Consider the following 10,217-nt stretch of genomic DNA (forward strand, 5'->3'; position numbering starts at 1 on the left):
CCGCTTGCGCCGTTAGGGCCGCAGTTCCACCATCATGTGCCGCATCCCGGTGTGCCGGTTGCTGCGGGTCCACTCCAGCGGTGCCGCCATCGCCACCTCGCCGAACCGGCCCAGCAGCTCCTCGTAAAGCACCCGCAGTTCCAAGCGCGCCAGGTGCGCGCCCAGGCAGAAATGGGCGCCGTGGCCGAATCCGATGTGCGGGTTGGGTTTGCGGGAGATGTCGAACTGATCGGCCCGGTCGAAGGCCGCCGGATCGCGGTTGGCCGAGCCCTCCCACACCAGCACCTTCTGGCCGGCGTCGACGGTCTGCCCGCCCAGCACTGCGCGCCGGGTGGCGGTGCGCCGTTTCGACGGAGCCGGTGAGGTCCAGCGCAGGATCTCTTCGATGGCGGTGGGCAGCAGCCCGTAATCGCTGCGCAGCAACCGATATTGGTCCGGGTGCTGGGCCAGTGCCAGCAGCCCGCCGGCGATCGCGTTGCGGGTGGTCTCAGCGCCGGCACTGAACAGCAGTTGGAAGAACAAATACACTTCGAGATCGCTGAGTTCGGGGTCGGTGGAGTTCGCCACCACCGACAGCATGTCTTCGGCAGGGGCCGCGCGCTTGGCCGCGATCAACTCGAGCCCGAAGTTGTAGACGCGGTTGCCGGCGTCCTCGATGGACAGTCGCGACACCACCGCTTTGCGGGAGCCGCGGAAGTCGAAGCTGGGCTCGATCGCCTCGAACAGCCAGTGCCGGTCTGCCTCAGGCACCCCCAACAGGATGCAGATCATCTGCATCGGGATCTCGGCGGCGACGTCGACCAGGAAATCGAAGGGCACCCCCGGCTCCACCGCGTCCAGCAGCTTCCGGGCCCGCTGCCGCAGGTCGGTCTCGACGCGGCGGATCATCCGCGGCGTGAGCCCGGAGCTGACCAGCCTCCGGACCTGCGCGTGCCGCGGGTCGTCCATCATGTTCAGCAGCTGGCCCGCGATCGGCAGGTCCTGCAGCACGGTGCCGCCGAACGGCCGGTCACCACCGGTGACCGATGAATACGTTTCGGCATCACGCAGCACTTCCAGGGTTTCGGCGTGCGTGGCCACCGACCAGAAGCCCTCGCCGTCGGGGGTGTGTGCGGTGGGTTCGTGCCAGAACACCGGGGCGACACGGCGGTGCAGCGCGAACAGGTCGTGGGGGAAGCCGTCGGCGAAATTGTCCAGATCGGTGAAGTCGATGCTCGCGAGCTGCCGGGCCTGCATGAGGGTCAGAGAATCGCGCCCGGCTGGTAGGCGGCAGCACCCGGGTAACGCTCGACCAGTTCGGCGACTTCGGCGGCCACCCGATCGACCTGGTCGGCGGCGGCCCCGGTGAATGCCTGCCGGTCGGCGACCGCCTCCTCCAGGGCCGCGCGGTCCAGCGGCAGCCGCTCGTCGGCGGCAAGCCGGTCCAGCAAGTCCGGTTCGGCGCCACGTTCTCGCATCCCCAGCGCTACCGCGACCGCGTGTTCTTTGATGACCTCGTGGGCGGCTTCGCGGCCCACGCCGGCGCGCACCGCCGCGATGAGCACCTTGGTGGTGGCCAGGAAGGGCAGGTAGCGGTCCAGTTCGCGGGTGATCACTGCCGGGTACGCCCCGAACTCGTCGAGCACGGTCAAGAACGTCTCGGTCTGCCCGTCGACGGCGAAGAAGGCATCCGGCAGCGCGACGCGGCGCACCACCGAACAGAAGACGTCACCCTCGTTCCATTGCGCGCCGGCCAGCTCGGCAGCCATCGAGGCGTAGCCGCGCAACACCACCTGCAGGCCGTTGACCCGCTCGCAGCTGCGCGTGTTCATCTTGTGCGGCATCGCCGAGGACCCCACCTGGCCGGGCGCAAATCCTTCGGTGACCAGTTCGTGGCCGGCCATCAGGCGAATCGTCTGGGCCAGCGATGAGGGGCCGGCACCCAGTTGCACCAGGGCCGAGACCACGTCGTGGTCCAGCGAGCGTGGGTAGACCTGTCCGACGCTGGTCAGCACCGTGGAGAACCCGAGGAAGGCGGCGACTCGGCGCTCCAGCTCGCTGAGCTTGGCGGTGTCGCCGTCGAACAGGTCCAGCATGTCCTGTGCGGTGCCCATCGGCCCCTTGATGCCGCGCAACGGGTAGCGGTCGATCAACTCACCTACCCGCTGCAGCGCGAGCAGCATCTCCTCGGCCGCTGAGGCGAACCGCTTGCCCAGCGTGGTGGCCTGCGCGGCGACATTGTGGCTGCGCCCGGCCATCACCAGGTCGCGGTAGGCCAGCGCATGCCTGACCAGGCGGGCCGCGACGGCGACCCCGTGCTCGTGCACCAGTTGCAGGGACTGGAGGATCTGCAGCTGCTCGACGTTTTCGGTCAGGTCCCGGCTGGTCATGCCTTTGTGGATGTGCTCGTGGCCGGCCAGCGCGTTGAACTCCTCGATGCGGGCCTTGACGTCATGGCGCGTCACCCGCTCGCGATCGGCGATCGATGCCAGATCCACGTCGCCGATCACGGCCTCGTAGTCGGCGATCGCCTCGGCCGGGACCGCCACGCCGAGCTCGGACTGCGCACGCAACACCGCCAGCCACAGCCGCCGTTCGGCAACGATTTTGGCCTGCGGCGACCAGATCTCTGTCATCGCGGTGCTGGCGTAACGGGTGGCCAGCACATTGGGGATGCTCACGAGCAGCTAGCTTACGGTCGCCCGATCCGCCCCGGGCCGGCTGGCCCGCGCAGCGCGGACCGGGAAGTTGCCGGCGTCACCAGCCGCTCGGTGCCAGCGCTCGCTCGTCGACGGGGCCGCGGCCTTCCGACAGTGATATCGCAGCGTCGATGAGGTACTGCGCCACGACCTCGACGGCATGCCGGGGCGGCAGCGGCTCGCAGAGGAAAGCGGGATTGCTTCGGGTGGCGCGACGCAGCACGTTGTGACATCCCGGCGCGAACTGCACCCGGACGACCGTCCGGTCATCGGCCCGATTGATCAAGGGGTATCGATTCTGCATGTAGCGCACACAAGTTCCGGTGCGGTCGATGCCATACCCGGCCACCATGGCGTCGAAGCGGTCCACGGTGACCGGCCAGAACGGCGGCGCGAGGTCGAAGGACCGCACGATCTCGTGCCGGGGTCCCACCGCTACGTGCCGGGTCAGGGTCCGTTCCCGGCATCGGGCGGCGATCTCATGGGGGCGCACCCGATTGATCCGCATGATGTCGAGGAACACCTCGACCGCAATCCGGGCCGCGGGCGCCTGCTGCTCGGCCGTGAGCTGCTGCTGCACAGACATGGCCGACCCCTACGGCCGACCGGTTCGTTTCTGTTTACGGACGTCGGTCCACGGTATCGCCGCTAGGCGAACACATTCTGCGCTCTGGCAACAAGCGGTCAACATGGCGACTCCATATGTCGATAAAAACGGACCGAACGGAGTCTGGCACAGGCGGGCGGCTGGTGACGGTGCTTTGTGGCAACCTGGCGCGGGGGAGTTCAGGCCGGCCCCGGCCGCAGCACCGCGGGTCGCGGACCGCGATCCGCTCGTGGCGGCAGCGAGCGCGCTACAGCGCGTGCAGGATGTCCTCGACCCGGTCCTTGGCGTCGCCGAACAACATGGCGGAGTTCTGCCGGAAGAACAGCGGGTTCTGCACACCCGCGTAGCCCGAAGCCATGGAGCGCTTGAAGACGATCACGTTGTCGGCTTCCCACACGGTGAGCACCGGCATGCCCGCGATAGGGCTCGACGGGTCTTCGGCGGCGGCCGGGTTGACGGTGTCGTTGGCGCCGATCACCAGCACCACGGAGGTGTCGCCGAAGTCGTCGTTGATCTCGTCCATCTCCAGCACGATGTCGTAGGGCACCTTGGCCTCGGCCAGCAGGACGTTCATGTGTCCGGGCAGCCGGCCGGCGACCGGGTGAATGCCGAAGCGCACGTTGACCCCGCGGTCCCGCAGCTTGCGGGTCAGCTCGGCCACTCCGTACTGGGCCTGCGCGACGGCCATACCGTAGCCGGGGGTGATGATCACCGACTCGGCGCCGCTCAGCAGTTCGGCCACTCCCTCCGCGGTGATCTCCCGGTGCTCGCCGTAGTCCTTGTCCTCGGCCGGGCCGGCTTCGATCCCGAAGCCGCCGGCGATCACCGAGATGAACGAGCGGTTCATCGCCTTGCACATGATGTAGGAGAGATAGGCACCCGAGGAGCCGACCAACGCGCCGGTGATGATCAGCAGGTCGTTGGAGAGCAGGAAGCCCGACGCCGCAGCCGCCCAACCGGAGTAGCTGTTGAGCATCGAGACGACCACCGGCATGTCCCCGCCGCCGATAGAGGCCACCAGGTGCCAGCCCAGCGCCAGCGCCAGCACCGTCACGGCGATCAGCAGCCACAGCTGCGGCTCGTAGACGAACCACACCGTCAGCGCGACGAACCCGACCAGGGCGCCGACGTTGAGGAAGTTCTTGCCCGGCAGCATCAGCGGGTTGGACTTCATCCGCCCCGACAGTTTGAGGTTGGCCACGATCGAGCCGGTGAAGGTGACCGCACCGATGAACACCCCGATGAAGACCTCGGCCGAGTGAATGCCCAGCAAGCCCGACGCCGCCAGCTCCTGGGCGTCCGGCCCGTTCCTTGCCGCCTCGACGTGCAGGTAGCCGTTCCAGCCGACCAGCACGGCGGCCAAACCGACGAACGAGTGCAGCAGCGCGATCAGCTCGGGCATGCCGGTCATCTCGACGACCCTGGCCCGCCACAGTCCGATCGCCGCGCCCACCACGGTCGCGCCGATCAACAGCGCCAGGCCCACCGAGGGGATGCCGTGGTGCACCGCCAAGGTGATGGTCGCGGCCAACGCAACCGCCATCCCCAGGATGCCGAAGCTGTTGCCGGCCTTGGACGTCTCGTGCTTGCTCAACCCGGCCAGGGCCAGGATGAACAGCAGGGCCGCGACGATGTACGCCGCCGAGGCGGCGGTCTCAACTGAAAACATAAGCGGTGTCTACTCCAAGTCGGGGTGCGCAGCGCCTAGCTGCGAGAGAACATGGCGAGCATGCGGCGGGTCACCGCAAAACCACCGAAGATATTGATGCTGGCCAGCAGGATCGCCGCGGCGGCCAAACTCGTGATGACCGGGTCTTCGTGGCCGATTTGCAGCAGCGCTCCCACCACGATGATTCCCGAGATCGCATTCGTCACCGACATCAGCGGGGTGTGCAGCGCGTGGTGCACGTGCCCGATGACGTAGTAGCCGATCACGATCGCCAGCGCGAAGACGGTCAAATGCACCTGCAGCGCCGCGGGCGCCAGGGCGACCAGCGTGAACAGCACCGCCGCAGCGCCCACCACCAGGCGCAGCCGACGGCCCGCCGACATCGGCTCCTTGGCCGCCTGGGCGGGCGCCGGGGCTTCGGCGGCCTTGGCCGGTGCGGCCGAGACCTGAACCGGTGGCGGCGGCCAGGTCGACTCGCCGTCGCGCACGACGGTCATCGACCGCTGCACCACGTCGTCGAAGTCCAGCACCAGCTGGCCGTCCTTGCCGGGGGTCATCAGCTTCATCAGGTTGACCAGGTTGGTGCCGTAGAGCTGCGACGCCTGCGCGGGCAACCGGCCGGCCAAGTCGGTGTAGCCGATGATCGTCACGCCGTTGGCGGTGACGATCGCCTGGTCCTTGACGGTGCCCTCCACGTTGCCGCCGTTGGCCGCGGCCATGTCGACGATCACGCTGCCCGGCTTCATCGACGCCACCATGTCGGCGGTGATGATCCGCGGGGCGGGCTTACCCGGGATGAGCGCCGTGGTGACGATGATGTCGACGTCGGCGCACTGGTCGGCGTAGAGCTGTGCCTCGCGGGCCTTGTAGTCGTCGCTCATCTCCTTGGCATAGCCGGTGGCCGACACCTCGGTCTCAGTCGACTCGATCGACAGGTACTCACCGCCGAGCGAGCGAACCTGGTCGGCTACCTCCGGGCGTGGGTCGGTGGCCCGCACGATCGCGCCCAGGCTGCCGGCGGCGCCGATCGCGGCCAGGCCCGCCACTCCGGCGCCCACCACCAGCACCTTGGCCGGCGGCACCTTGCCTGCCGCGGTCACCTGACCGGTGAAGAACCGGCCGAAGACGTGGGCAGCCTCGATCACGGCGCGGTAGCCGGCGATGTTGGCCATCGAGCTCAGCACGTCCAGCGACTGCGCGCGCGAGATCCGGGGCACGGCGTCCATCGACAGGGCGGTGATGGGCCGGCGAGCCAGATCCTCGACCCGGTCGGGGTTCAGCGCCGGTGCGAGCAGGCTGACCAGGGTCGCGCCCGGCTTCATCCCGTCGAGCTGCTCGGCAGACGGGGCGTTGACGCCGAAAACGATGTCTGCGCTGCGCGCATCGCCGATGGTGGCGCCGGCTTCGATGTAGGCCGCATCGGAAAATGACGACGCTTCACCGGCACCGGAATCCACCACGACGTCATAACCGAGCTTGGTCAGTGCAGCGACCGTCGTCGGCGTCGCCGACACACGCGTCTCACCGGGCTGCGCCTCGGATAGGACACCGATATTCATGACGTAGCTCTCCACATTCACATCTCGTCGCCGTCTTCGGGCGTTTCCAGGCGTCTCCTACCCCCTGTTACCCGCCAGTAGCTAAGGAGGCACAAAGGGATCGAGGCAGCATACCGTGTGCGCTTCTCAGGCTGACACCGCGCGCTGATCCAGCGGCACCAGCACGTCGATGACGTCGATGACGGCAGCTCGGGCGGCCGCCCGCGGCCCCTGGAGGTCATCGACCAGCGCCGCCATCACCGCGCCGTCGACCATGCAGACCAGGGCATACGCCATCTCGACCCGCGCGATCCGGCCGGATCGTTCGACAGCTTCGGTGACCGCCTCGGAGCGTTGATGCAGGATGCGTCGCTGAATGTCGCGAAGCGCCGGGTGCCGCGAGCACACGATGTAGCGCTCGTAGCGGGAGATCAGTTGCTCGTCGATCTGCCCGTCCCCGTCGTGACCGACCAGCAACTCCACAAGGATGTCCGCGGTGGTTTCGGCGCTGCGCCGGCGCCGGGACAGGTCGGTGATCCGGGCGCGCAGTTGGGCGAGTTCCAACATCCCGATGTGTTCCACCGCGTGGGCGATCAGGTCGTCGAGCGAGGAGAAGTAGTACGTCGTCGATGCCAGCGGCAGACCGGCCCGTCGCGCCACGGCACGGTGGCGTACCGCATCGAATCCACCTTCGCGCAGCAGCTCGGCGGCGGCGCTGATCAGCGCGTACCGTCGCCGTTCACCCTTGGGCGTCACTGCTGTCATCACGCCTAAAGATGCTGCCAGCCCGGCTGGTGCCGCATCATGCGTTTCGGCTTTTCGAATCAAACCGCACCCGCTGGCATGATGACCCAATGCCGGAGTTGAACCGACGCGCGGTGCTACGCATGGCGGCCACGATGGGCACGGCGGGCGCGCTGGGCGCGAGCTCGCTGCTGCAGCCACGGACATGGGCCGCCCCGCTGCAGACCGCACCGACGATGGTCCGGGGTTCGTTCACCTCGGCGGCGCGCGGTGGGGTCACCACCAACTGGGCGATCGCCCGGCCGCCCGGTCAGACCGGCGCGCTGCGTCCGCTGATCGCTCTGCACGGCAAGGGAAGTGACACGGAAACCGTGATGGCCGGCGGCGTCGAGCAAGGGCTGGCACAAGCAGTCGATGCGGGGCTCCCCCCGTTCGCAGTGGTGGCCGTCGACGGCGGCGGAAGCTACTGGCATCGCCGCGCGTCCGGGGAGGACTCCGGGGCGATGGTCACCGACGAGTTGTTACCGTTGCTGGCCGAGCAGGGCTTAGACACCTCCCGGGTGGGTTTCATCGGCTGGTCGATGGGCGGGTACGGCGCCTTGTTGCTGGGCGGCCGACTCGGCCCGCGCCGGACCGCGGCCATTTGCGCGGTCAGCCCCGCGCTGTGGCTGTCGCCCGGGGCCAGCGCCCCGGGCGCGTTCGACGGGGCAGCCGACTTCGCCGCGAACTCGGTGTTCGGCATGCCGGCGTTGGGTTCGATCCCGATCCGGGTGGACTGCGGCAACGACGACCCGTTCTACGCGGCCACCCAGGCATTCATCGCCCAGCTGCCCAACCCGCCGGCCGGGGGTTTCTCCCCCGGCGGCCACGACGGGTCTTACTGGAGTTCGCAGTTGCCCGCCGAATTGACCTGGCTGGCACCGCTGCTGGCCGCCTAGCCGGTTTCCGGTCCGGCGGCCTGCGGGTCGCCGGGCCCTACTGGCAGAGCTTGCCCAGCGCGGTGATGTGCGAGTCGAGGTCATGCCCGAGCTGCTCGCGTTCGGCGTTGGGCTGCCCGACGAGGTAGCTGAGGTTGAGACGCTCAAGCCCTCCGGCCATCTTCTGGGCCTGGTCGGCAACGTCTTCCGGCGTCGCGGGGTTGGCCTCCAACCGGCCGCGCAGGTAGGCGGCGCTCGCGGTCAGCGACAACCTCGCGTTGGCGGCCACCGCGAGCTGGGCCACCGGGTTCTCCGGCTCCGGGTTCTTCATGTGCATGTTGTTGGCCACCGCTTGACGGGAGAGCACGACCGCACTGCAGACGTCCTTCTTCGCGTCGTTGGCCTGCTGATCGCTGAACTTGGCAGAGCCACCACCCGATGACGGATGCCACACGGCGGCCACCGCCGCGCCACCGATCAGGCCGGCGGCCAATCCGACCGCCGCGGCGATCAGCAACGGGCCGCGGCTCGGCTGCACCGGCGCGGGAAGGGGAGCCGATCGCCGCTTCTCCGCGGCTTCGGTCTTCTTCTCCGCGGCTTCGGTCTTCGCCGGAGGAGACTGCTTTACGGGTTCATCCGGCTTCTCGGATTCAGTGGACTCCGGTTCAGTTTGGTCAGCCATGCCCCAAGGATAGCGGTAGGCGACCCGCGTCAGATCTGTATCGCGCCCTGCGCGGCAGCTGCGCCGATGTCACTGCGAAAGTGACTCCCCGGCAGGCGGATTGAATTGAGGATGCGATAGGCCTCGGCACGTGCGGCACTCAGATCGGCTCCGACGCCCACGACCGAGAGCACGCGCCCCCCAGACGACACCACCGCGCCGTCCTCGCGGCGGGCGGTACCGGCGTGCAACACTCCGTCGCCCTCGGCCCCCACGATCACGTCGCCGACGCGCGGCCGCCCGGGGTAGTTCTCCGCAGCCAGCACCACCGTCACCGCCGCGGCATCGCGCCAGCGCAACGCGCCGAACTCGCTCAGTCCGCCGGTGGCAGCGGCGCGCAACAACTGCCCGAGTGGCGACTCCAGCAGCGCCAGCACCGCCTGCGTCTCGGGATCGCCGAAGCGGCAATTGAATTCGACCACCGCCGGCCCGGTCGAGGTCATCGCCAGACCGGCATAGAGCAGCCCGGTGAATCGGCTGCCCCGCCGCAGCAGTTCGGCCGCGACGGGTTCGACAATGCCAGAGACGATCGCGTCGGCGGCCTGCGGAGACAACCACGACAGCGGGGCGTAGGCGCCCATGCCGCCGGTGTTGGGTCCGCTGTCGCCGTCGCCGACACGCTTGAAGTCCTGCGCCGGCAGCAACGGCACCACGGTGGCACCGTCGACGATGCAGAACAACGACAGTTCGGGCCCGTCCAAGAAGGACTCCAACAGCACCGGATGGCCGCTGTCGAGCAGGCCGGCGGCATGGGCCCGGGCGGCCGCCCGATCCGCCGTCACCACCACGCCTTTGCCCGCGGCCAGGCCGTCGTCTTTGACCACCCAGGCCGCCTCCCCGGCGTCGGGGCCGAACCGGCTCAGGGCGGCGTCGAGGTCAGCGGGGCTGTCGACGATCTCCGATCGAGCGGTGCGTACCCCGGCGGCGGCCATCACGTCCTTGGCGAACGCCTTGGAACCCTCGATGCGAGCGGCGTCCTGCGACGGCCCAAAGCACGCGATTCCTGCGGCACGTACCGCGTCCGCGACGCCCAGGACCAGCGGCACTTCCGGTCCGATGACCACCAGGTCTGCCTCGACCTCGCGTGCCAAGGCGGTGACCGCCGACCCGGAGGTGATGTCGATGTCGCGCTGCTCGGCCACCGCCGCGGTACCGGCGTTGCCGGGAGCGATCACCAGGTGATCGACCTGGGGGTCCTTGCGCAGCGCGAGGAGTAACGCATGTTCCCGGGCACCGGAACCGATCACCAGGACGCGCATGGGCGCCACTCCTCTCTGTTTCGCCTCGCTGTTCATCGGCGGGACGCGACACAAAGGATATATAAGGTACGAACCGGTTTCCGG

Annotated in this window: 9 protein-coding genes; 1 reads left to right on the plus strand and 8 read right to left on the minus strand. The window is 68.7% G+C overall.

Annotated elements, in window-relative coordinates:
- Positions 1 to 12: 12 nt before the first annotated feature.
- The 6 genes from G6N14_RS14820 to G6N14_RS14845 all read right to left on the minus strand — a co-directional run bounded on the left by G6N14_RS14820 (position 13) and on the right by G6N14_RS14845 (position 7,257).
- The gene (locus tag G6N14_RS14820) at positions 13 to 1,236 is read right to left on the minus strand and encodes a cytochrome P450 (RefSeq protein ID WP_085135811.1); all 1,224 of its coding nucleotides are present in this window, start codon (positions 1,234 to 1,236) and stop codon (positions 13 to 15) included.
- Between the two features lie 5 nt (positions 1,237 to 1,241).
- Positions 1,242 to 2,660, minus strand: a complete 1,419-nt coding sequence (gene purB, locus G6N14_RS14825; protein WP_085135812.1) for an adenylosuccinate lyase — start codon at positions 2,658 to 2,660, stop codon at positions 1,242 to 1,244.
- A 76-nt stretch (positions 2,661 to 2,736) separates the two neighbouring features.
- Positions 2,737 to 3,264 carry a hypothetical protein gene (locus G6N14_RS14830; protein WP_085135813.1) on the minus strand — a complete coding sequence of 176 codons (528 nt, stop codon included), beginning with the start codon at positions 3,262 to 3,264 and terminating at the stop codon, positions 2,737 to 2,739.
- Between the two features lie 268 nt (positions 3,265 to 3,532).
- A complete protein-coding gene (pntB, locus tag G6N14_RS14835) occupies positions 3,533 to 4,954 on the minus strand; it encodes a Re/Si-specific NAD(P)(+) transhydrogenase subunit beta (RefSeq protein ID WP_085135814.1) in 1,422 nt (473 codons plus the stop codon).
- A gap of 35 nt (positions 4,955 to 4,989) precedes the next feature.
- A complete protein-coding gene (locus tag G6N14_RS14840) occupies positions 4,990 to 6,513 on the minus strand; it encodes a Re/Si-specific NAD(P)(+) transhydrogenase subunit alpha (protein WP_085135834.1) in 1,524 nt (507 codons plus the stop codon).
- 126 nt (positions 6,514 to 6,639) lie between these two features.
- A complete protein-coding gene (locus G6N14_RS14845) occupies positions 6,640 to 7,257 on the minus strand; it encodes a TetR/AcrR family transcriptional regulator (protein WP_085135815.1) in 618 nt (205 codons plus the stop codon).
- 89 nt (positions 7,258 to 7,346) lie between these two features.
- On the opposite strand from G6N14_RS14845, the gene G6N14_RS14850 reads away from it, so the two are divergent.
- On the plus strand, positions 7,347 to 8,174 hold the full coding sequence (locus G6N14_RS14850) for an alpha/beta hydrolase (protein WP_085135816.1): 828 nt from the start codon (positions 7,347 to 7,349) through the stop codon (positions 8,172 to 8,174).
- A gap of 37 nt (positions 8,175 to 8,211) precedes the next feature.
- Here G6N14_RS14850 and G6N14_RS14855 read toward each other — a convergent pair whose 3' ends face one another.
- A complete protein-coding gene (locus G6N14_RS14855) occupies positions 8,212 to 8,835 on the minus strand; it encodes a hypothetical protein (RefSeq protein WP_085135817.1) in 624 nt (207 codons plus the stop codon).
- Positions 8,836 to 8,864: 29 nt separating this feature from the next.
- Positions 8,865 to 10,133, minus strand: a complete 1,269-nt coding sequence (gene purD, locus G6N14_RS14860; protein WP_085135818.1) for a phosphoribosylamine--glycine ligase — start codon at positions 10,131 to 10,133, stop codon at positions 8,865 to 8,867.
- Positions 10,134 to 10,217 lie beyond the last annotated feature (84 nt).

Source organism: Mycolicibacter hiberniae, assembly GCF_010729485.1.
GTDB classification, from domain to species: domain Bacteria; phylum Actinomycetota; class Actinomycetes; order Mycobacteriales; family Mycobacteriaceae; genus Mycobacterium; species Mycobacterium hiberniae.

Bases quoted from the DNA above. Each gene is read 5' to 3' on its own strand.
- G6N14_RS14820 (WP_085135811.1), bottom strand. From the start codon at position 1,236: ATGCAGGCCCGGCAGCTCGCGAGCATCGACTTCACCGATCTGGACAAT.
- G6N14_RS14830 (WP_085135813.1), bottom strand. From the start codon at position 3,264: ATGTCTGTGCAGCAGCAGCTCACGGCCGAGCAGCAGGCGCCCGCGGCC.
- pntB (WP_085135814.1), bottom strand. From the start codon at position 4,954: ATGTTTTCAGTTGAGACCGCCGCCTCGGCGGCGTACATCGTCGCGGCC.
- G6N14_RS14840 (WP_085135834.1), bottom strand. From the start codon at position 6,513: ATGAATATCGGTGTCCTATCCGAGGCGCAGCCCGGTGAGACGCGTGTG.
- G6N14_RS14845 (WP_085135815.1), bottom strand. From the start codon at position 7,257: ATGACAGCAGTGACGCCCAAGGGTGAACGGCGACGGTACGCGCTGATC.
- G6N14_RS14850 (WP_085135816.1), top strand. From the start codon at position 7,347: ATGCCGGAGTTGAACCGACGCGCGGTGCTACGCATGGCGGCCACGATG.
- G6N14_RS14855 (WP_085135817.1), bottom strand. From the start codon at position 8,835: ATGGCTGACCAAACTGAACCGGAGTCCACTGAATCCGAGAAGCCGGAT.
- purD (WP_085135818.1), bottom strand. From the start codon at position 10,133: ATGCGCGTCCTGGTGATCGGTTCCGGTGCCCGGGAACATGCGTTACTC.